The 19,272-nt window shown below is 63.9% G+C and carries 21 protein-coding genes and 2 pseudogenes; 10 read left to right on the forward strand and 13 right to left on the reverse strand.

Annotated features, from left to right (window positions below; translation table 11 throughout):
* Nucleotides 1-673 precede the first annotated feature (673 nt).
* The 5 genes and pseudogenes from ACFOM8_RS19445 to ACFOM8_RS19465 all read right to left on the reverse strand — a co-directional run bounded on the left by ACFOM8_RS19445 (nucleotide 674) and on the right by ACFOM8_RS19465 (nucleotide 4,655).
* Complete coding sequence (locus tag ACFOM8_RS19445; RefSeq protein WP_103174137.1) at nucleotides 674-2,455, reverse strand: SulP family inorganic anion transporter; 1,782 nt, start codon at nucleotides 2,453-2,455, stop codon at nucleotides 674-676.
* Between the two features lie 3 nt (nucleotides 2,456-2,458).
* Complete coding sequence (locus ACFOM8_RS19450; protein WP_239986113.1) at nucleotides 2,459-2,830, reverse strand: rhodanese-like domain-containing protein; 372 nt, start codon at nucleotides 2,828-2,830, stop codon at nucleotides 2,459-2,461.
* A gap of 27 nt (nucleotides 2,831-2,857) precedes the next feature.
* Nucleotides 2,858-3,772: pseudogene (locus ACFOM8_RS19455) on the reverse strand (MBL fold metallo-hydrolase); the annotation flags it as partial.
* A complete protein-coding gene (locus ACFOM8_RS19460; protein ID WP_306609155.1) occupies nucleotides 3,769-4,209 on the reverse strand; it encodes a DUF6691 family protein in 441 nt (146 codons plus the stop codon). The pseudogene ACFOM8_RS19455 and the gene ACFOM8_RS19460, both read right to left, overlap by 4 nt.
* The gene (locus tag ACFOM8_RS19465) at nucleotides 4,209-4,655 is read right to left on the reverse strand and encodes a YeeE/YedE family protein (RefSeq protein ID WP_103174134.1); all 447 of its coding nucleotides are present in this window, start codon (nucleotides 4,653-4,655) and stop codon (nucleotides 4,209-4,211) included. The genes ACFOM8_RS19460 and ACFOM8_RS19465 overlap by 1 nt, the downstream gene beginning before the upstream one ends.
* Before the next feature lie 60 nt (nucleotides 4,656-4,715).
* Between ACFOM8_RS19465 and ACFOM8_RS19470 the strand changes: the two genes are divergently transcribed.
* A complete protein-coding gene (locus ACFOM8_RS19470; protein WP_377763940.1) occupies nucleotides 4,716-5,054 on the forward strand; it encodes a metalloregulator ArsR/SmtB family transcription factor in 339 nt (112 codons plus the stop codon).
* Nucleotides 5,055-5,089: 35 nt separating this feature from the next.
* On the opposite strand, the gene ACFOM8_RS19475 is transcribed toward ACFOM8_RS19470, so the two are convergent.
* From ACFOM8_RS19475 to dsbD, 5 genes are read right to left on the reverse strand one after another with little or no spacing between them, the layout of a single operon-like run.
* The gene (locus tag ACFOM8_RS19475; protein ID WP_103174132.1) at nucleotides 5,090-5,635 is read right to left on the reverse strand and encodes a L,D-transpeptidase; all 546 of its coding nucleotides are present in this window, start codon (nucleotides 5,633-5,635) and stop codon (nucleotides 5,090-5,092) included.
* Nucleotides 5,636-5,666: 31 nt separating this feature from the next.
* Nucleotides 5,667-6,305: a DsbA family protein gene (locus ACFOM8_RS19480; protein WP_103174131.1), complete on the reverse strand. Its 639-nt coding sequence runs from the start codon at nucleotides 6,303-6,305 to the stop codon at nucleotides 5,667-5,669.
* Nucleotides 6,302-7,039 (reverse strand): L,D-transpeptidase, encoded by a 738-nt coding sequence (locus tag ACFOM8_RS19485; protein ID WP_103174130.1) that lies wholly within the window; start codon nucleotides 7,037-7,039, stop codon nucleotides 6,302-6,304. The genes ACFOM8_RS19480 and ACFOM8_RS19485 overlap by 4 nt, the downstream gene beginning before the upstream one ends.
* A complete protein-coding gene (locus ACFOM8_RS19490) occupies nucleotides 7,036-7,854 on the reverse strand; it encodes a TlpA disulfide reductase family protein (RefSeq protein WP_103174129.1) in 819 nt (272 codons plus the stop codon). The genes ACFOM8_RS19485 and ACFOM8_RS19490 overlap by 4 nt, the downstream gene beginning before the upstream one ends.
* Entirely contained in the window at nucleotides 7,851-9,650 is a 1,800-nt protein-coding gene (gene dsbD / locus ACFOM8_RS19495) for a protein-disulfide reductase DsbD (protein WP_377763942.1), read from the reverse strand. Before dsbD ends, ACFOM8_RS19490 begins: the two co-directional genes overlap by 4 nt.
* 102 nt (nucleotides 9,651-9,752) lie before the next feature.
* Between dsbD and ACFOM8_RS19500 the strand changes: the two genes are divergently transcribed.
* The 5 genes from ACFOM8_RS19500 to ACFOM8_RS19520 all read left to right on the forward strand — a co-directional run bounded on the left by ACFOM8_RS19500 (nucleotide 9,753) and on the right by ACFOM8_RS19520 (nucleotide 13,995).
* Nucleotides 9,753-10,427 carry a winged helix-turn-helix domain-containing protein gene (locus ACFOM8_RS19500; RefSeq protein ID WP_103174128.1) on the forward strand — a complete coding sequence of 225 codons (675 nt, stop codon included), beginning with the start codon at nucleotides 9,753-9,755 and terminating at the stop codon, nucleotides 10,425-10,427.
* Nucleotides 10,427-11,779, forward strand: coding sequence for a sensor histidine kinase (locus ACFOM8_RS19505; protein ID WP_377763944.1), 1,353 nt, complete (start codon nucleotides 10,427-10,429; stop codon nucleotides 11,777-11,779). The genes ACFOM8_RS19500 and ACFOM8_RS19505 overlap by 1 nt, the downstream gene beginning before the upstream one ends.
* A 79-nt stretch (nucleotides 11,780-11,858) precedes the next feature.
* A complete protein-coding gene (locus ACFOM8_RS19510; protein WP_306609163.1) occupies nucleotides 11,859-12,473 on the forward strand; it encodes a DsbA family protein in 615 nt (204 codons plus the stop codon).
* Between the two features lie 80 nt (nucleotides 12,474-12,553).
* Nucleotides 12,554-13,078: a L,D-transpeptidase family protein gene (locus ACFOM8_RS19515; protein ID WP_103174125.1), complete on the forward strand. Its 525-nt coding sequence runs from the start codon at nucleotides 12,554-12,556 to the stop codon at nucleotides 13,076-13,078.
* A gap of 395 nt (nucleotides 13,079-13,473) precedes the next feature.
* Entirely contained in the window at nucleotides 13,474-13,995 is a 522-nt protein-coding gene (locus ACFOM8_RS19520) for a DsbA family protein (RefSeq protein WP_158248027.1), read from the forward strand.
* Nucleotides 13,996-14,333: 338 nt separating this feature from the next.
* On the opposite strand, the gene ACFOM8_RS19525 is transcribed toward ACFOM8_RS19520, so the two are convergent.
* Nucleotides 14,334-14,651, reverse strand: a complete 318-nt coding sequence (locus ACFOM8_RS19525) for a type II toxin-antitoxin system RelE/ParE family toxin (RefSeq protein WP_103174123.1) — start codon at nucleotides 14,649-14,651, stop codon at nucleotides 14,334-14,336.
* A gap of 2 nt (nucleotides 14,652-14,653) precedes the next feature.
* Nucleotides 14,654-14,908 (reverse strand): ribbon-helix-helix domain-containing protein, encoded by a 255-nt coding sequence (locus tag ACFOM8_RS19530; protein WP_103174122.1) that lies wholly within the window; start codon nucleotides 14,906-14,908, stop codon nucleotides 14,654-14,656.
* 402 nt (nucleotides 14,909-15,310) lie between these two features.
* On the opposite strand from ACFOM8_RS19530, the gene ACFOM8_RS19535 reads away from it, so the two are divergent.
* From ACFOM8_RS19535 to arsH, 3 genes are read left to right on the forward strand one after another with little or no spacing between them, the layout of a single operon-like run.
* Entirely contained in the window at nucleotides 15,311-15,691 is a 381-nt protein-coding gene (locus ACFOM8_RS19535) for an ArsR/SmtB family transcription factor (RefSeq protein ID WP_377763946.1), read from the forward strand.
* A gap of 11 nt (nucleotides 15,692-15,702) precedes the next feature.
* Nucleotides 15,703-16,779, forward strand: coding sequence for an ACR3 family arsenite efflux transporter (gene arsB, locus ACFOM8_RS19540; protein WP_377763948.1), 1,077 nt, complete (start codon nucleotides 15,703-15,705; stop codon nucleotides 16,777-16,779).
* On the forward strand, nucleotides 16,776-17,483 hold the full coding sequence (gene arsH, locus ACFOM8_RS19545; RefSeq protein WP_377763949.1) for an arsenical resistance protein ArsH: 708 nt from the start codon (nucleotides 16,776-16,778) through the stop codon (nucleotides 17,481-17,483). Before arsB ends, arsH begins: the two co-directional genes overlap by 4 nt.
* 2 nt (nucleotides 17,484-17,485) lie before the next feature.
* Here arsH and ACFOM8_RS19550 read toward each other — a convergent pair.
* Nucleotides 17,486-18,267, reverse strand: a pseudogene (locus ACFOM8_RS19550) (sulfite exporter TauE/SafE family protein).
* A 164-nt stretch (nucleotides 18,268-18,431) separates the two neighbouring features.
* Here ACFOM8_RS19550 and ACFOM8_RS19555 point away from each other — a divergent pair.
* On the forward strand, nucleotides 18,432-19,271 hold the full coding sequence (locus ACFOM8_RS19555) for a metalloregulator ArsR/SmtB family transcription factor (protein WP_377763950.1): 840 nt from the start codon (nucleotides 18,432-18,434) through the stop codon (nucleotides 19,269-19,271).
* Nucleotide 19,272: the final 1 nt, after the last annotated feature.

Genomic DNA, 19,272 nt, shown 5'->3' on the forward strand with positions numbered 1-19,272 from the left:
GCGGCAGCCAGCATCCGGCGTGCCCCATCGCGAGCGATCTCGGTCAGCGGGTCCTCAACAGATTCCGGCTGACGAAGGGGGATGATGTCTGTAGTCTTCTCCATGGCGTATCGTTCCTTTTGGAAGTTCTGGCAGGCTTCAGCACCCGCCACGATACGCCGCCCTCTCAAACCCCGTCACCCATTTCCCCGCATAGCTCAAGTTGGAGTGAGCGATGGGCTGCACCTTCGCCCAACGTCTGCTCTGTCGGACCCGCACTGAAGCATCATTGGTAGGTCAACCGTCCACCTCAGTGCTGCCGCGCGAATTGCAAAGCTGTGCTGCAAAGCAATTGAAAGTCGGTGACGGGCTCTTCACGTTACTGTGCCAGCCGTTGATGCCAAGGGCCGCTTTGTCAAACTGGACGCCCCCTCACTGCAAAACATGCCGGACCAGTCAACTGAGACGCGCGTTGCGGCGGTTTTTCGAGCAGCGCCAGGGTTTGTGACACCAACGCCGCTGGCTATGCCAAGCGTTCGTTGCACCATCCCCATTCGGACGCTCAATTCAGCAACTGGTGGGCCACTGATCAGCAGACGGATGCTTGCAATAGGCCCCCGCGGGCTGTCTACGCATTCCTGAACCGCTTTCAGTCTCAACGCGCATCATCGCCTTCGTAACGTTCAGGGCCTACTCACGGTGAGAGTGCTGCAGATTGCAGTGCGACGTTCTGAGACGTTGCTGCAGGATGAGCAGTTTGGGATGTACATGTCACCTCGGGAGCGAGAGCTTCCACTGCATGATAATGCGACAGAAACACCTGGCCTGTCAGATGGTGGAGGAAGTCGCTGCGTTCCAGGCGGTCCATGACGGGACCCTTGACCTCGGACAGGTGCAGCGCAATGCCCGCGTCCGACAAGCGATGCATGACCAATTCCAGGCTTTCGAGCGCGCTTGCGTCGATGCTGTTGACGGCGGCGCAGTTCAGGACCACGTGGCGCAACTGTGGGCGGGCGGCGACCTCGTGCTGGATGACATTCTCGATGGCGCGTGCATTGGCGAAGAACAGGCTTTCATCGATGCGCAGGCCCAGCACCTCGGGCGTGCAGATGACGCTGTGGCGCAGGACGTTGCGGAAGTGCTGCGTGCCGGGCACCTGGCCGATCACTGCCACATGCGGGTGCGAACTGGCCCACAGGTGGAGCAGGACAGAGACCGCAATGCCCGCCATGATTCCAGTTTCGACCCCATCCAGCAGTGTCACCCCAAGTGTGGCAGCAAGAGCCGAGAAGTCCGCGCGGGAGTATTTCCACGTTCGCCGCAGGGCACCGAAGTCGGCCAGGCTCAGCACGGCCACGATGATGGTGGCTGCCAGGACAGCGATGGGCAGGTGATAAAGAAGCGGCGTCAGGAACAGCGAGGCAAGGGCGATGCCGATGGCGGTGAAGGCCCCGGCGGCAGGGGTCTGTGCGCCCGCGTCGAAATTGACAACCGACCGTGCAAAACCACCGGTGACGGGATAGCCTGAGGAAAGGGCCGCAGCGAGATTGGCCATGCCGAGGCCGATCAGTTCCTGGTCCGGGCTGATCGACTGGCGGCGTTTCGCGGCCAGCGTCTGCGCCACCGACACCGACTCCACAAAGCCGATCAGGGCAATCAGAAAAGCCGAGGGCAGCAGCGCGGTCCAAAGCGCCGGATCGATCACCGGCATCGACAGGGGCGGCAGCCCCTGTGGCACTTTCCCCACGACGGCAACCCCCGGTTCCAGCAGGATGACAGCGGCAATGGAAGCCGCAACCACCAGGACCGGCCCGGTGCGTGCAAGCAGGGCGGCCGCAGACAGAGGCACGCCCAGCCGGATCAGCATTGGCTTTAGAGAACGGCGCGACCAGAACAGGAAAGCCATCGCCAAAGCTCCGATCACCAGCGTGGGCCAATGGGTTGCAGGCAGGTTCTCGAATAGCGAGGCCAGCATCTCGGGCAGGGTGGCGCCCTCGGCCTTGATGCCTGCAATGTGCTTCAGCTGTCCGGTGGCGATCAGCAGGCTGGAGGCTGTGATAAAGCCCGAGATGACCGGGTGCGACAGCAGGTTCGCCACAAAGCCCAGTCGGAAGATGCCCATGCCGACCAGGATCAACCCCGACAGCAGCGCCAGAAGCAGAGCTGCCGCGACATATTCCGGGCTGCCGGGCACCGCCACGCCGGACGCGGCGGCGGCGGTCAGCAGCGATACGACCGCCACCGGACCCACCGACAGGGTGCGGCTGCTGCCGAACAGGGCATAGACCATCAGCGGCAGGATTGACGCATAAAGTCCGATCACCGGCGGCAGGCCGGCCAGCATCGCGTATGCCAGCGACTGCGGGATCAGCATGATCGTCACGATCACCGCCGCCACCGCGTCGCTGGTCAGGGCATGCCGGTCATAAGTGCGACCCCAGTGCAGGATCGGCAGATAGCGGCCCAGCCTGTCCATGGCTCAGGTCTCGACCGGAAGGCCTTTGGCCTTCCAGGCCTCGAACCCGCCCTCGATCACGCTGGCTTGGTAGCCCATGGCGCGCAGGGTGTCTGCCGCCAGGGTCGCCCGGGCGCCCGAGCCGCACAGGACATGGACGCAGCCGGTGTCGCGCAGGTCGGTCAATTGCGCTTCCGCCGTCTTCGCGGTGACGTCGGCACGGCTTTCCACCAGGCCGCGCGGAACATGCAGGGCGCCGGGAACGCGCCCGTGGGTCTCGAGTTCGCTCGGCTCACGCACATCAAGAACCAGAGCGGCCGAGCCGTCGCCCCGAGCCGCCTGCTCGGGCGGTACGGTTGCGACACGACTTTGCGCATCCGCCACAAGGTCCTTCATCGTCTTGGCCTTCTTCTGCGGTGCGGGAAAGCGGTTCACCGGGATCTTCAGGTAGCTGTTGCCGTCTGCCTCGGGTGAGGGCAGGCGCCCGCCGCGCAGGTTGATCTGCAGCGCGGCGAGGATCCGGTCAGGCAGGGCCAGGGTGGCATCGCGTTCGTTGCGCTTCCTGATCCAGTCCTCGCGCCGGGTGCCATCCTTCACGTGCTTGTTGCCCGCGCGATGCTGGGCCACGGTCGCCTCCCACTGAGGCTCGTCACGATCGTCGGTGCCATAGTCGTGGCCGACGAACAGGCGCGTGTCCTTTGGCAGGGCCAGGATCTCTTGGATCGAATCCCACAGCTGTTCGGTATCGCCGCCCGGAAAGTCGGCGCGCGAGGTGCCGACATCGGGCTGCATCAGCGTGTCATGGGTGAAGGCCGCGTCCCCGCAGACATAGGTGATCGAGCCCAACGTATGGCCGGGCGAGAGCATCACCCGCGCCTCCAGCTCACCGATGCGGAAGGTCTCGCCAGGGGCGAACAGGCGGTCGAAGTCGCGCGCCGGATCGAAAGCCTCGGGCAGGTTGTAGAGCCCGGCCCAGAGCCCTGCGATGTCATGGACCTTGTCGCCAATCGCCGTGGGTGCGCCGGTGCGCTCCTTCAGATGCGCCGAAGCCATCACATGGTCGGCATGGGGATGCGTGTCCAGCACCCATTCGACCGTCAGTCCGTTCTGCTGTACGACCTCCAGCACCTGATCCATGCTCTCGGTCGAGAAGCGGTAGTTCTTGGGGTCGAGGTTCCAGACCACGTCGATGAGCGCGGCCTTCTTCGTTGCAGGATCGGCGCAGATATACTGGATGGACCCGGTATCAGGCTCGTAGATGCCCCAGACATTGGGGCTGCCCGCGCCGGTCGAGGGCGAATGGCGGACCACCTTTTGCTTCAGTTTTGACTCACTCATGACGTTGCTCCTTTTCCTTGCAGTGAACCGCCTGCCTTGATCCGGGCGCCCAGCCACAGACCGGCCAGCATCGCGGGCAGAAAGATCAGCGTGCCCGGCGCCAGCAGGGGCAGGGCAGTGAAGGCCGGGCCGGGGCAGAAGCCGCCGATCCCCCAGCCGATCCCGAACAGCGCCGCCCCCACTAGCAGCGGCTTGTCGATGGCGCGGTTCTTCGGGATGTCGAAGGTCCGGTCCAGCACCGGCGCCTTGCGCCGCCAGACCAGACGGTAGCCCACGAAGGCGGTCAGGGTGGCCCCGACCATCACAAAGGCCAGGCTGGGGTCCCAGGTCCCGGCCAGGTCAAGGAAGTTGAGCACCTTGGCCGGGTTGGCCATGCCCGAGATCACCAGCCCCAGCCCGAAGACCAGACCCGACAGAAAGCCCCACCGCACCCGCATCACGCACCCCCCAGGATATGGCGCAGCACGAAAACGGTGGCAAAGCCCGCCGCCATGAACGTCACGACCGCCGCCAGCGACCGGCCCGAAAGCCGCGCCAGCCCGCAGACCCCGTGCCCCGAGGTGCAGCCCGAGCCGAGTGCCGTGCCCATGCCCACCAGAAGCCCCGCCACGGCCATGCCGGGCAGGTTCTCCGGCACCGTCTGCGCAACAGTCCCGCCAACAGCCATCACCGCCAGCGGCGCCAGAACCAGCCCCGCGAGGAAGGCCCATCGCCAGTCACGGTCCTTCGCCGCCCCGGGCAGCGCCAAGGCGCCCTGGGTGATGCCCGCGATCCCCGCGATGCGGCCGAAGAGCCCCATCACCATCACCGCGCTCAACCCGATCAGCATCCCGCCCAGCAAGGATGCCCAGGGCGTGAAGGCGGTTTCGATCCCAATCTCCATTGGTGTTCTCCTTCCTCAAAGCAGCTTGCCCCAGCCGCCGTTGTGGCTTATATATTATCCATGTCTAAATCAGTCAATGCTAATATAATGGATCTCCCTAAAGCGACCCGTGCCCTGCAGGAGCGCGCCGATCACGTGGCCGGGCGACTTGCGCTTGTCGCAAACGCCAAGCGCCTGCTGATCTTGTGCGAACTGACCAAGGGCGAACGCTCGGTCGGTGCGCTGCAGGAGGCCGTGGGCCTCAGCCAGTCGGCGCTGAGCCAGCACCTGGCCAAGCTGCGCGAGGCCCAGATGGTCGACACCCGCCGCGAAAGCCAGACCATCTTCTACCGCATCTCCGATCCGGACCTGGAAGTGCTCATGGCTGCGCTTTATGAAGCCTTCTGCAAGGATCTGTGATTCAGCGGGGCCTTTCGGCCCCGGCTGCGGGGCTGTCAGATGATCCGCACCTGAGTGCCGACTGGGCACAGGCCGAACAGTTCCTCGATCTTCTCGTTGTAAAGTCCGATGCAGCCGTCCGAGGACAGGCGCCCGATCTTGCGTGTGTCATGGGTGCCGTGGATCAGGTAGGCCGGCCAGGACAGATACATGGCGTGCGTGCCCAAAGGATTGTCCGGACCCGGGCCCACCGGGCGATAATGGGGAAAGCGTTCCATCATGGAGGCCGTAGGGGTCCAGCTCGGTCCCTCCTTCTTGCGCACGATCTCGGTGTAGCCGCGCTTGGTCAGTTCCTCGGAAATGGGCACCGAGGTCGGATAGGTCCGGTAGGTCTGTCCATCGCCCGACCAGAAATGCAGCGCGCGCGAGGTGGTGTCAGCGACAATCGCGCCCAGGCCCAGTTCCCCGAAGTGGTCCTGCCAGTGCTGCATGGCGAAGCTGCTCATGTTGCGGGCAGGCCCGGCTTGCGCCCGCACCAGGCTGGGGGCGGCAAGCCCTCCGAGAGCGATCAGGCCGAGGGTGCGGCGCGATATTTTGGTCATGGTCTGCTCCTTCTTGGGTGTGAACGGGGGATCAGGCGCTGCCGCGGGCCGCGGCAATGGCTGTGCGCAGGCGGTCGCGGTCGAGGGCGCCGGGCAGAAGATTTTGGCCGATGATGAAAGCGGGTGTGCCTTGCAACCCGAGCGCGGCGGCCTGCTGGCTGTTGTGGTCCATCAGCCCGTCCCACCGGTCGCGGTCCTGCCGGTAGGCGGCCAGCATTCCTGCGGGATCCTGCCCCGCGGCTGTCAGGGTGTCGCGGACCTCGTCTTCGGAGAGGCGTGCGGGCGTGGCCATCAGGGCCGCCTGCGCCGCAGCGTAGGCTCCTTCCTCCACCGCGCCCAGAACCAGCTGGGAGGCGAGGACCGAAGCCCCGCCAAAGATCGGCCAATCCTTCATCACCAAACGGAGATTGCCGTCGGCCTCCACCTCGGCCATCAGGTCGGCATGGCCGCGCTTGCAGAAGGGACACTGGTAGTCGAAGAACTCGACAACGGTCACGTCGCCTGCCGGATTGCCCAGCACCGGCTGATCGGGATCGTAAAGGACGTCATTGAGGGTCAGCTCGGTGCCATCGGCTGGCTGGCGCAACAGGGTCCAGGTCAGGCCGCCAAGGGTTGTCAGAACGGCGCCGAGGCCGGCGGAGGCCAGAAGGGCTCTGCGGTGAAGGATCATGCGGGGTCTCCGGAGGTCTGTTTGGCCTGAGCTGCCGCAGGCGGGGTAGTGCCTTGGCCCGACTGCGCCTTGGTCAGGACGACGACCTTGGTCATGCTGTCGGTGTTCCCGGCCAGGTGGATGATGTCCTGGTTGAAGAGGCGGATGCAGCCAGCCGAACTGGCCGTGCCGATCGACTGCGGATCGGGCGTGCCATGGATGCGGTAGAAGGTGTCGCCGCCGCTGTTGTGGATATAGAGGGCGCGGGCACCCATCGGGTTTGCCAGCCCGCCGTCCACGCCGCCCTTTGAGGGACCGTAGTATTCGGGGTTCTCGGCCAGCATGCTGTCGGTGGGGGTCCAGCGGGGCCAGTCGCGCTGATAGGGAATATGCGCCTCGCCGGTAAATCCGTATCCGGCGGCGCCCACGCCCACGGTATAGCGGATCGCCTTGTTGCCCGGCCGGACCTGGTAGAGCCGTTTGGCATGGGGATCGACAATGATCGTGCCGACCGGCTGGTCCGTCCAGTAATCCACCTCTTGCCGCGCCTTGTCTTCGGTCAGCAGATGCGCGGGAATGGCAGGGACCGTCAGATCCCCGTCGGGTTGGGCGGCATAAAGGGCTGCAGTTTCCGCACTGACCGGGGCAGGTGCCGGGGCAGGGGGTGGAGCCGCCGGGGCTGGTGGGGTAGTCTCGCAGGCCGCGAGCGCCAGCAAGGCGGAGCCAGCCAGAAGCGTTCTTACCAGATAGATCATTCTTGTTCCTTTGCGGTGTCGATCAGCGCGCGCAGGGCGGGCCCGGAGATCTCGCCCGTCTGAGCGGCGACGAGCGCGCTCTTGGCATCGAAGACGAGGGTCGAGGGCAGGCCCACGGCCCGCAGCCGGCCCATCAGGTGCCCCCGCGGGTCGCGCAGCATCCCATCCGCAGGCAGGCCCTCGGCAGCAAGGAAGGCCAGAATGCGATCCGCGCTTTCGCCCTGGTTGGCGAAGACGAAGGACACCTCGGGCATCTCGGCTGCCAGGGATGTCATCATCGGCATCTCGCGGCGGCAGGGCGGGCACCATGTCGCCCAGAGATTGACCACCGTCACCCGGTCCTGCCCGGCCAGTTGGACAGGGCTGCCGTCCAGGGCCAGAAGCTCCATCACCGGCAGGCGCATCTGCGGACGCGGCAGGGCCGCGGTGATCGCCTGATGAGCCATGGCCGTCAGGGCGGCGGCGACCAGCAAAGGCCGGAGAACCGCACCGCGCCCCTTGAGGAATGCGACCGCCAGGACCGCGCCCGCCGCAATCCAGCCGGCGCGGGCAGAAAAACCGCCCTGCCACAGCTTCAGCGCATCCAACGGCGCTGCTGCGAAGTCGTCCGCATGCGTGAGGACGAAGCCCAACCGTGCGCCGAGGATCCAGGCGAGGACCGCCCAGCCTGCCCAAGCCTCGATCGCGTGGGCGTGGCCTTTCTGGCGCTTGCGACGGGCCGCGATCTTGCTCACGGTCAGGAACAGCAGGACAGCCGCGATTGCTGCCAGGCGTGAGGCGTCGAAAACGAAAGGTCCAAGGGAGACCGCGTTCATGGAGCCACCTGCGCAATCGAGGTTAGCAGATCCGCTGTATCCACATCGCCGATCAGTCGGCTGCCCTGTGCCTCGGCCCCGGCAGCATCGACGAAGATCATGGTGGGGGGACCAGAAGCGGCGAGGGTCTTCATCACCGCCTGCGCCTCGGCATTGAAGTCGCTCACATCGACCTTGATGAGGGCCAGATCGCTGAGCGCGGCTGCCACCTCATGGTCCGACATGGGCCCTCGCTCGATCGAGCGGCAGGTCACACACCAGTCGGCGGTCACGTAGATCAGGGCGGGCTGTGTTCCATCCAGAGCAGTTTCCAAGGCCGTCCGGCTCGTCACGGTCTGGAACGGCACGGGTTCGGCGAGTGCTTGTGTCGTGCGTCCGGCCAGGGGTGCCAGGGGACGGGTCGGATCATCGGCACCCAAGGCGGCGCCGATGCCCTGGATCAGGCCGGCAAAAACCAGCAGCAGCCCGGTTCCGGCAGCGACGCGCATGGTGCGCGGCGCGCTTGGCGACAGACGGTCCAGGGCGCCCAAGGCCACGCCGCAGCCGGTCAGCAGCACCGACCACAGGAGCAGGATGATGGGTCCAGGCAGAATGCGTCCTGCCAGCCAGATGGCCATGGCGAGAAAGACGATACCGAAGGCCATCTTCACCCGCTCCATCCAGGCGCCACGGCGAAGCAGGATCTGCGGGCCGAAGACGCCCACGGCCAGCAGCGGCACGCCCTGCCCAAGGCCCAGGGCGAACAGCGCCGCCGCGCCCAAGGCCACATCCCCGGTCTGGGCAATATAGATGAGCGCTCCGGCCAGCGGCGCGGTCACGCACGGCCCCACGATCAGCGCCGAGCCGAAGCCAAGCACTGCCGCGCCGCCCAAGGAGCCTGTTGCACCCGTTCCCCGCGACAGCCGCGCCTGCCAGATGGCGGGCATCTGCAGTTCGAAGAGGCCGAACATCGACAACGCCAGCATCACGAAGATTGCCGCGATGACCCCGATCGCCGCTGGCGATTGCAGCACAGCCTGCAGGTTCGCGCCCGACCAGGCTGCCACGATGCCCAACAGGCCAAAGGCCGTGGCCATGGCGATTACATAAGCACCGGTGAGGGCCAGTCCGCGCCCTGCGGTCAGCCCCTGTCCCTGCCGGGTCAGCATCCCGGCCACGATCGGCACCATCGGCAGCACGCAAGGTGTCAGCGACAGCAGCAGGCCGAAGCCGAAGAAGCCTGCGAGGACCAGCAAAATGCCGCCGCGGCCTTCCAGGTCCGCGACAAGGCCACGGTCCTCCGCGATGGTCAGACCTGACTGCGGGGGTATGCTGGCGTCATCAGCCGACGAACCGGACGATTGCTCAGCACCGCCCTCGGCCTGCCAGGAGGCGAAGGGATCATCCTCGACAGCCTCCTGTGGCCGGATCGTGCCGTCGGCATCCAGCACCGCCTGCTGAGGGGCATAGCAGATGCCGTCCTGCTGGCAGCCCTGCCAGTGTAGCACCGTCAGCCCCTGGGGATCGGGGATGGTGATGGTTACCGGCGTTCGGTAAATCTCGTCGCGGCCCAGCCATGGGTCGTCGTAGATCTCCCCGTCGGGCAGGGTGAGGGGGAGGGAGGTGCCGTCCGGCGCCATGGCGGCAATCTTGCTGCGATAAAGGTAATAGCCCGGCTGCACGTCCCAGGAGACCTGCAGGTCCCCAGCGAGGGCGGGCGTGATCGTCAGAACGAAGGCTTCTGTCGGGTCGAGCGGGGGACCGGGCTCTGCACGTGCCGCCCCTGTCGCCATGGTCCATGCGGTGAGTGCCGCCAAGAGGATTCGTATCATCATGGTGTTGCGGCTAAGGAGGTCAGCTTAAGCCAGTCTTAAGCTTGCCCCGCCACACCCGGCCTCGAGGAACAGGAAAGGATGCCCATGCGGCTCTTGATCGTGGAAGATGACCCGGTGCTGTCCGAGGGCCTGGTGGTTGGCCTCGGCCTGTCGGGTTTTACCGTTGATGCTGTCGCGACACTTGCCGATGCGCGCGAAGCCCTGGCCCATAGCGAATTCGCTGGCATGGTGCTCGACATCATGCTGCCCGATGGCATGGGCACCGACCTCTTGGCCGAGATGCGGGCAGGCGGGAACATGCTGCCGGTGTTGCTGCTGACGGCGCGGGACCAGGTGCGCGACCGGGTCGCCGGGTTGGACACGGGTGCTGACGATTACCTGGGAAAGCCCTTCGACCTCGATGAACTGGCCGCACGGATCCGCGCGATGCTGCGCCGGCAGGGCGGCCGCGCCACACCCGTCCTCAACTGGAACGGGCTGGAACTGGACCCGGCCGCGATGACGGTGACACGAGATGGCCAGCTCCTGCGCCTGTCGCGGCGCGAGTTCGCCATCCTGCATGCCCTGGCAGAGCGTCCGGGGCGCATCCTCTCCCGCGCGCAACTCGAAGAACGGCTCTATGGCTGGCAGGAAGACGTCGAAAGCAACACGGTCGAGGTGCATATCCATCACTTGCGCGCCAAGCTCGGCCGCGAGGTGATCGAGACGGTGCGCGGTCTGGGTTACTGCATGCCGGTGTCTGGAACGAAGGCAGACTGATGTCGATCCGTCTTCGCCTCATCCTGATCCTGACGTTGGCCACCACTGCGGTCTGGCTGTCGGCGGTCCTCTGGATCAACATCTCGACCCGCGCTCAGGTCGAGCGTGTGCTGGATGCCCGCCTGTCCGAGGCAGCCAATATGGTCAGCTCGCTCATGGCCGACCGCCGGATTGCGCTGAACGACGCCGCAGCCGGGGCCACGATCGCCCTGCCAAGCGACGGCGGATACTCGCGCCAGCTGTCCTGCCAGATCTGGTCGCTGCAGGGCGACCTTCTGGGCGCGTCCTCGGGCGCGCCGGATGCAAGGCTTTCCGACGACGAGGGCTTTGCCACCACCCAGATCGACGGCGAGCCGTGGCGGGTCTTCACCGTGCTCAATCCCGACGTGGGGGTCCGCGTCATGGTCGGCGACCGGATGGAGGTGCGTGACCGTCTGGTGAGCGACGTGGTGCAAGGGCTTCTCTGGCCGCTGGCGGTGATCTTTCCCGCACTTGCCCTGCTGATCTGGATCAGCGTCGGGCGCGGCCTTGCACCGCTGGCGCATCTGGAAAGCGCCCTGCGCCAACGCCAGCCCGACGATTTGCGCCCCTTGCCGGAAGGCCGGGATCCGCGGGAGATCCGCCCCGTCCGCCGGGCGCTGAACAGCCTGTTCCATCGTCTCGAGAATGTCCGGCGCTCTGAGCGGGACTTCACCGCCTTTGCGGCCCATGAGCTGAAGACCCCTTTGGCCGGGTTGCGCACCCATGCGCAGATTGCCCGAATGGCCGTCGACCCGGCGGTGCGCGACCGTGCTCTGGCTTCCATCGCCACCTCGGTGGATCGCACCGACCGGATGGTGCGCCAGCTTCTGGACCTGACGGCCATTGATCAGGACGCGACGTCGGTCGAGCGTCTGGACATGGCGGAGTTGCTTGCCGATGTTGCCGATCAAGCCAAGGATCAGGCCGATGTCCGCCAGGTACGCCTGCTGATCGAGGCTGACAATCTTCCCCCGCTTTATGCGTCCCGCATCCTGGTTCACAGCGCCCTGCGCAATCTGGTCGAGAACGCGATCCAGCATTCCCCCGCCGGTGGGGTCGTCCGCCTGATCGCGACCTGCGACGGATCATCTGTGACCGTCCAGGTTCGCGACCAGGGACCCGGCATCCGGCCCGAGGACCGCGACCGCGTCACCGATCGGTTCTGGCGCGGTCCGGGCCGCGAGGTTCATGGCAGCGGCCTGGGACTTGCCATCGTTGCCGCCGCCGTTCAGCGCATGGGCGGACATCTGGAGGTGAGTAAAGGAACAGGAGGACAGCAGATGTCGATTGCCCTCCCGCTGTCGGATCTCGACGAAAGGTCCTGTTCTTAAGCTCCCCTTAAGCTTGGGGATCCAACCACCTTCCATGACGTGGCGCACCACATGGCGCCGTTTGGTTCAAGGATGATGCATGCACCGTCGAAACTTCCTCGTTGCCAGCACCGGTTTGCTGGTCTTGCCCACCGTCGCGCTTGCGCAACGGAACAATCCCATGCCCGAGGATCTGCGGAAGGCGCTCGAGCGTGATCCCACGGCGCCCGTCCTCGGAAATCCCAACGGCGACGTGACGCTGACCGAGTTCTTCGACTACAACTGCCCCTTCTGCCGCGAGATGGTCGACCCGATCCATCGCCTGATCCTGTCCGATCCGAACCTGCGGGTGGTCTTCCGCGAATGGCCGGTGTTCGGGCCGGACTCCGAGGACGCTGCTCGCGTCTCTCTCGCATCGCTGTCCCAAGGCCGCTACTGGCAGATGCACAAGGCCCTGTTCTCGATCAAGGGCAAGGCCAATGCCGATACCGCCCGGCAGGCGGCTGCAAAGGCTGGCGTTGACTGGGCCCGCCTGGAGCAGGACATCCAGTCCGAACGCGTGGAGCGCCACATCACCTACAGCTTCCTCTTGGCTGAACACATGGGCCTGATGGGCACGCCCTCCTTCATCGCGGGCGACGAGGGCGCCTTTGGGAAATATAGCCTGGACGACCTGAAGGGTCTGGTCCGGCGAGCACGGGAAACGATGGGGTAATCCTGAGACGCACAGATCAGCCGCGCATCTCTATAAGACCGGTCAATGAGAAGAAATCACAGCAGAGATGTGGGGACTGAATGAAGGTGCTGTTGGGCAGACGGCAATTTGCATTGTCTGGGCTGATCATGCTGGCCGCCTGCGCAGCACCTCTAAGCCGGCCGACCTTCAAGAAATACGCAGGCCCGCCGGTGACGGAAGTGAGAGTCTACAAAGCGCAACGACGCCTGCAGTTGCTCAGTGGGGACACCGTTCTGAAGTCCTACCAGGTCGGCCTTGGCAACGAGCCGATTGGTCACAAGCAATTCGAGGGGGACGGCAAGACGCCCGAAGGACTTTATTACCTTGACCGCTTCAACCCTCGAAGCAGCTATCATCTGTCTATTGGTATTTCCTATCCTGATAAGTGGGACAAAGCCCATGCCGCCGCCAGCAACCAAGATCCGGGCGGCGATATCATGATCCATGGCAGGGGACCGGACGGAAACAGGCTTGCGCCGCAAAACCGCGATTGGACCGCAGGATGCATTGCCGTCACGGACGACGAAATAGAAGACATCTATGCGATGCTTCAGCCGGGCACCCCCATAAGGATATTGCCCTGAGATCGACTATCATAAGGCTGCAATAGTCTGGGGGTGGCGTTGCCCGTCAATATCGGACGTATGGCGCGGCGGCCGACAAAAGAGGGCGCCCGCGGACGGCCTGAGACTGCCAAAAGACCCGTTGAATTGAACCAGCGAACACATGAGCAATAAAGGGTCCCATGGCAAACCGCCGACAACTTCTCGTCCTAGCTGGCGGACTGGCTGTCTGGGTCGGAGCGTTTCGTCTTGTCCCGCAGATAGCTGCCCAACTTGATGGATTTGAGTTCAGCCCGCTGCAGCAGGTTCCGGGCTTTCGCACCCTCTCATCCTCCGCCAGAACAAGTTCGCCAGGGAGCGGAAGCTTCGACTTCATGTCAGGACTTATGCCTGTCGAGCCTCTGCCAGCGGGACTGATGCAGCAGGTCAAAGCTGCGCCTGAAAGGTACTTGTTCAAAGCTATGGATGTCGGCAGGAGTACTACCCCCGTGGCATACTTCTTCGACTACTACTGCCCTTATTGCCGCGTGCTCTCAGCCCATCTGACGGAGCTTGCCGCTGCTTCGGAAATCGTCGTGACGCGTCAGCATTGGCCGATCTTCGGGGAAGCCTCCCTAGTGGCCGCCCGAGCCTCGCTGGCAGCAGAGATGCAGGGCGATACTGACAAGCTACACAGCAGGCTGCTGCGAACTCCAGGGCAGGTGACGCCGCAGTTCTTGCGTCGCATCGCGGAAGATGTAGGCCTGTCCTGGTCCTGGATGGAGCAGGACATGCAGGCAGATGCCGTCACGGCCTCGCTGGACCGCGCGCGCGCGCTTGCGCGACTTTTTTCCTTTGTCGGCACACCGAGCCTCGTGGTCGGTAGGACTGTTGCGGAGGGAGAAATATCACAGTCCCGCCTGCGCGACCTTGCCCGGCTGGAGCGTTCCGGACGCTAACGCTTGAAAGACCTGGCAGCAGGCTTGGCAAAAGGGCGCATCACATGCTCCTCGAAACTATCGTGTGATGCGTTCCAGATTGGAATGTGCCACTCATTGTTGAGCACAGAAAGTCGCATTTCAGGATAGCGCGTCCCCCGGTAGCCACTACCTATAGTGATAATGAAGATTATGAAGTTTTATCAGTATCTTGAATGATTTTCATGTTCCGATACCAAGCCAGCCTCTTGCACGCGGCTCAGTATGATCTGTCCGGGTACGGCGGGATCAACTCGTTAAGTCGCGCTAAGCCACCAGGAGTTGTCACGGCTTTGAGTTGCCCGCTAACCTTCTCTAGGTCACTCGCGTCTGAAATCCTCAGCGAACCGGCCGATCTGGTGCATGCGCTCATGCAGGACTGTCACAATGCCGATGTCGCCATTGGACAATCGGCACCAGTAGACGAAGTGGTGCTCGTAGCGGAAGAAGAAGCCGTTCACGCCGAACTCGGCCGGGATCGGGCGTGAGGCAACCCCATGAGCCTCGATCCGCTCGAACGCTTCGAAAAGCCCAACGAGATAATCATCGGCTGGCGGTTCGCCCCAGCGTTCACGGGTATAGCGATAGATGTCGTCCAACCGCAGTGATGCGGCCTCTTGAATGCGAACAGCGGCCATGATCAGCCCTTGTTGCGCGCGATCACCTCAGCTGCCGTCAGGGGTCCATAGCTGTTCTCAGGCGCGGCGAACGCCCGGGTGAGCTCGGTTTGCAAGCGCACAAAAGCTTCCGTCTCGACCCGCTCCTTGTCGCGGCGGATCAGGTCTCGGACATATTCACTGACATTCTCATAGGATCCATCCTTGCCGACATTGGTCGCAACGAAGTCACTCAGTACCGGGCCGAGCCGCACGGTCATGGTTGTGGTTTGAGCCATGGAAGGTCCTTTCTGATCACGTCTTCAATATGACCATTATTGAATACGAGGCAAGAAGTAGGTGCTTCTGGCTACTGCTTGCCTGTGTTCTAGAGGCGCAAGCGGACGCGTTGTTCAGGGGCCCCTGCTCTTCACACCAAATTCTCCTTTTACTCCCTTCGCGCTTTTCCAGACGGACGCTATCATCGGCTTCACTGCTGCTGGTCTGGTCACCACAGCATGTCCCAAATACCATTGGCGTCCGCTCAGCCATCCCCTTTCGGACGCTATCAGGAGGGTAGGGGGCCGTGTGCCGTAAACTACCGTTCGTGCCGTGTCGTATTGACGACCTGTTCTAAAGGTCCTTGACCTTCGAAGGGCGATAGATCAACTTCTCATCAATAATTGAGGAGTTGATTCGAAATGGATGAGCCTCAGGCTATCGCTGCCTTTGCGGCCCTGTCGCAGGAAACACGTCTGCGCATTGTGCGCCTGCTGGTGCAGGCGGGGCCTGAAGGCATGGCTGCCGGGGCGATCGGAAAAGCTGTTGACGACGCGACAACCTCACGCCTGTCCTTTCATCTGACCCATCTCGAACATGCCGGGCTGATCCAGTCCCAGCGGAATGGGCGCTACATCATCTACAGCGCCGTCTATTCCGCATTGGCCGGACTTGTCGGCTTCCTCTTGAAGGATTGCTGCCAAGGCCACCCCGAAATCTGCGCACCCGCTCTCGCAACGCTGACTTGTGCCTGCGACCCCACCCTCACTGAAACGGCAGCCGCATCCGCTCTGGCTGACTAAGGGACATTGCCATGACCGCCAATCGCCCGGCCAGCCGGCTTTCCTTTCTCGACCGATACCTGACGCTCTGGATCTTTGCGGCCATGGCGCTTGGCATCGCGCTTGGGACGATCTTCACCGGCCTGCCGGGTGTCTTGAATGCCATGTCAGTCGGTTCGACCAACATCCCGATCGCCATCGGCCTGATCCTGATGATGTATCCGCCGCTGGCGAAAGTGCGCTACGAGGAGTTGCACCAGGTCTTTGCCGACAAGCGGGTTCTGGTGCTGTCACTGGTGCAGAACTGGATCATCGGGCCGGCGCTGATGTTCGCCCTGGCCGTGATCTTTCTGCGCGATCAACCCGAATACATGACCGGCCTGATCCTGATCGGCTTGGCGCGCTGCATCGCCATGGTGCTGGTCTGGAACCAGCTCGCACGCGGCGACAACCAGTATGTTGCCGGTCTGGTAGCCTTCAACTCGATCTTCCAGATCCTGTTTTTCTCCACCTATGCCTGGCTGTTCCTGACCGTGCTGCCGCCTCTCTTCGGGCTTGACGGCAGTGTCATCGACGTGGGCTTCTGGACAGTCACCGAGGCCGTGCTGATCTATCTGGGCCTGCCCTTTGTTGCGGGCTTCCTGACCCGGCGCACCCTGATCGCCCGGAAGGGGGCGGACTGGTATCAGAACGTGTTCCTGCCGAAGATCAGCCCGATCACGCTGGTGGCGTTGCTCTTCACCATTGTCGCGATGTTCAGCCTCAAGGGCGGGGACGTGCTGCGCCTGCCGCTCGATGTGGTGCGGATCGCCATTCCGCTGGTGCTCTATTTCGCCATTCAGTTCCTGCTGAGCTTTGCCATGGGCCGGCTGATCGCCAAGGACTATCCCCGCACCACGGCCATCGCCTTCACCGCTGCTGGCAACAACTTCGAACTGGCGATTGCCGTGGCCATTGCGGCTTACGGACTAGCCTCGCCAGTTGCTTTTGCCGCCGTGATAGGCCCGCTGGTCGAGGTGCCGGTGCTGATCCTCTTGGTCAATGTCGCCCTGCGGCTTGGCAGCCGCTGGTTTTCCGAAACCACCCTGCACAATGAGGCCCGCGTATGATCCCCGACCTGCCGAACCTGTCGCCTGACGCACTCCGCCAGCCGAACCTGCCCTTGGTGTCGCGCGCGAGCCACCCGCCGCGCATCCTGCTGCTCTACGGCTCGCTGCGCGAGCGCTCCTACAGCCGCTTCGCCACATTGGAAGCAGAACGCCTGCTGCGTCACTTCGGCTGCGAGACGCATGTCTTCCATGCCAATGGCCTGCCGCTGCCCGACGACGCCGAGGCCTCGCACCCGAAGGTGCAGGAGCTGCGCGAGCTGTGCCTCTGGTCCGAAGGCCAGGTCTGGACCAGCCCCGAGCGGCACGGCGCCATGACCGGGGTGATGAAGTCCCAGATCGACTGGATCCCGCTCTCCATGGGGGCGATCCGGCCAACACAAGGCCGCACCCTGGCGCTGATGCAGGTCTCAGGCGGCTCGCAAAGCTTCAACGCCGTGAACCAGATGCGCGTCCTTGGCCGCTGGATGCGGATGGTCACGATCCCGAACCAGTCCTCAGTCGCCAAGGCTTATGACGAGTTTGATGAGGCCGGCCGGATGCGCCCGTCGAGCTACTACGACCGCATTGTCGACGTGATGGAAGAACTGGTGAAGTTCACGCTGCTGACGCGCGACCTCTCAGACTTCCTGACCGACCGCTACAGCGAGCGGAAGGAAACGGCGGCAAAGCTGGAAGCACGGGTGAGCCTGAAAGCCGCGACGTGATCTTAGCCGTGTCGCCAGACCTTGATGGATGACACGAGCAAGATCGCGACCAACACCGGCAACAGGATCCCTTCCGGCACGACCCCAAGCAGCTGCCCGCCCGTGGCGACGCCCAGCACGGAACCGAAAGCCATAAGGATGACGAAGCGCCGGTTGCGAGACAGCACCGAGAAGCTGTCGTCCAGACTGTAGCGTGCGAAGCCCACCAGCATCGTCGGAAGGCTGATTGCCAAGGACAGGCTGCCTGCGAGCTTCAAGTCGATGCCGAAGAGAAGGACCAGTGTCGGGATTAGCAACTCGCCCCCGCCACCCCCATCAGCGAGGCGACGATCCCGATGCCGAAGCCAGCCAGCAGACCGGCCATGATCTGGGCCCAGCCGGTGACGAGCGCTTCTGGCGAAAGAGTCGTGCCGTGGCTCAGGGCCAGCACCGCCGCGATCAGCACCAGAAGCCCGGCCAGAACTCGGTAGAGGGTGCGAGACCTCATCCGCACCGCCAGGCCGGCTCCTAGCCAGGCACCGGCAAGGCTTCCGGCCAGCAGATTGAGAATGATCGGCCATTCCGCAAGAATCTGGTCCAAGGGGACTGTGCCCGCCCGGAACGGCAAGGCGGTGGCCACCAAAATCAGACTGGTGGCCTTGTTCAAGATCACGGCTTCCAGAGCGGCAAAACCAAAAAGGCCGATGAGAAGTGGTAGCCGAAACTCGGCTCCCCCGAGCCCGATCAGGCCACCAACAAGGCCAACGGCCGCCCCAGCAAGGATGATCCGGGCCCCTGGTGTCATATGCCTACCCGCCAGCCATCAATCGTCAGCCTGTTGGCGTGCATGCATCTCTCTGGCGACACAAGGCCTTTACGGTGACCTGGACCCGCAGGGAAAGGCAGAACAGCCAAGCTGTCATCAAAGCTTCACTGGACTTTCCCGATTGGTTCCGGCATTCAGGAAATATGGAAATGAACCACGCCGCCCTTGCCTTTGCCACCCTTGGTCATCCCGACAGACTGGCCGTGTTTCGCCTGCTCATGCGCTTTGCGCCGCAGGGTGTTCGCCCGACCGAGATCGCCGAGGCGCTTGGGCTGAAGCAGAACACGCTGTCGCATCACCTCTCGGACCTGACCACCTCTGGCCTGGTGCAGGTCGAGCGGCAGGGGCGGTCGCTGTTCTATTCCGTCGATCTTGATACGGCCGAGGGACTGATCGGCTACCTCGCTCTCGACGTGGGCCGCGCCCGGCCTGATCTTCTTGCCCCTCTCCTGATCTCTCGGAAGGATGCCGCCATGCGCGATACCGATTTCGACGTGTTCTTCATCTGCTCGGGAAACTCCGCCCGCTCGATCTTTGCCGAGGCGCTGCTGCGCGATCTGGGCCAAGGCAAGTTCCAGGCTTTTTCCGCCGGCACACGCCCCAACACCGAACTCAACCCCTTCGCGCTGGATATCCTGGCACGCAACGGTCACGACACATCCAGCCTGCGGTCCAAGCACATCTCGGAATTCCAGCAGCCGGACGCGCCGGTGATGGACTTCGTCTTCACCGTCTGTGACACGGCGGCGGCGGAAGAGTGTCCGCCCTGGCCGGGCCAGCCGATCACCGGGCACTGGGGGTTGCCCGACCCGGTGAAAGCCACCGGAACGGATGCGGAGAAGGCGCTGGCCTTCGCGCAGACCTATGCCGCGCTGCGCCGCCGGATCGAGGCCTTCGTCGAACTGCCCTTTGCCAGCCTGAGCCGGATGTCCCTGCAAGCCCGCGTCGATGCCATCGGCACCGACGTCCCCCTGAAAGGCTGAT

Source organism: Paracoccus angustae, assembly GCF_042648745.1.
Taxonomy (GTDB): domain Bacteria; phylum Pseudomonadota; class Alphaproteobacteria; order Rhodobacterales; family Rhodobacteraceae; genus Paracoccus; species Paracoccus angustae.

Coding starts and splice junctions, on each gene's coding strand:
- ACFOM8_RS19505 (WP_377763944.1), top strand. CDS start 10,427: ATGTCGATCCGTCTTCGCCTCATCCTGATCCTGACGTTGGCCACCACT.
- ACFOM8_RS19515 (WP_103174125.1), top strand. CDS start 12,554: ATGAAGGTGCTGTTGGGCAGACGGCAATTTGCATTGTCTGGGCTGATC.
- ACFOM8_RS19535 (WP_377763946.1), top strand. CDS start 15,311: ATGGATGAGCCTCAGGCTATCGCTGCCTTTGCGGCCCTGTCGCAGGAA.
- ACFOM8_RS19470 (WP_377763940.1), top strand. CDS start 4,716: ATGTCTAAATCAGTCAATGCTAATATAATGGATCTCCCTAAAGCGACC.
- ACFOM8_RS19465 (WP_103174134.1), bottom strand. CDS start 4,655: ATGGAGATTGGGATCGAAACCGCCTTCACGCCCTGGGCATCCTTGCTG.
- ACFOM8_RS19475 (WP_103174132.1), bottom strand. CDS start 5,635: ATGACCAAAATATCGCGCCGCACCCTCGGCCTGATCGCTCTCGGAGGG.
- ACFOM8_RS19460 (WP_306609155.1), bottom strand. CDS start 4,209: ATGCGGGTGCGGTGGGGCTTTCTGTCGGGTCTGGTCTTCGGGCTGGGG.
- ACFOM8_RS19500 (WP_103174128.1), top strand. CDS start 9,753: ATGCGGCTCTTGATCGTGGAAGATGACCCGGTGCTGTCCGAGGGCCTG.
- ACFOM8_RS19510 (WP_306609163.1), top strand. CDS start 11,859: ATGCACCGTCGAAACTTCCTCGTTGCCAGCACCGGTTTGCTGGTCTTG.
- ACFOM8_RS19530 (WP_103174122.1), bottom strand. CDS start 14,908: ATGGCTCAAACCACAACCATGACCGTGCGGCTCGGCCCGGTACTGAGT.
- ACFOM8_RS19450 (WP_239986113.1), bottom strand. CDS start 2,830: ATGAAGGACCTTGTGGCGGATGCGCAAAGTCGTGTCGCAACCGTACCG.
- arsB (WP_377763948.1), top strand. CDS start 15,703: ATGACCGCCAATCGCCCGGCCAGCCGGCTTTCCTTTCTCGACCGATAC.
- ACFOM8_RS19480 (WP_103174131.1), bottom strand. CDS start 6,305: ATGATCCTTCACCGCAGAGCCCTTCTGGCCTCCGCCGGCCTCGGCGCC.
- arsH (WP_377763949.1), top strand. CDS start 16,776: ATGATCCCCGACCTGCCGAACCTGTCGCCTGACGCACTCCGCCAGCCG.
- ACFOM8_RS19520 (WP_158248027.1), top strand. CDS start 13,474: ATGCAGCAGGTCAAAGCTGCGCCTGAAAGGTACTTGTTCAAAGCTATG.
- ACFOM8_RS19445 (WP_103174137.1), bottom strand. CDS start 2,455: ATGGACAGGCTGGGCCGCTATCTGCCGATCCTGCACTGGGGTCGCACT.
- ACFOM8_RS19485 (WP_103174130.1), bottom strand. CDS start 7,039: ATGATCTATCTGGTAAGAACGCTTCTGGCTGGCTCCGCCTTGCTGGCG.
- ACFOM8_RS19490 (WP_103174129.1), bottom strand. CDS start 7,854: ATGAACGCGGTCTCCCTTGGACCTTTCGTTTTCGACGCCTCACGCCTG.
- ACFOM8_RS19555 (WP_377763950.1), top strand. CDS start 18,432: ATGGAAATGAACCACGCCGCCCTTGCCTTTGCCACCCTTGGTCATCCC.
- ACFOM8_RS19525 (WP_103174123.1), bottom strand. CDS start 14,651: ATGGCCGCTGTTCGCATTCAAGAGGCCGCATCACTGCGGTTGGACGAC.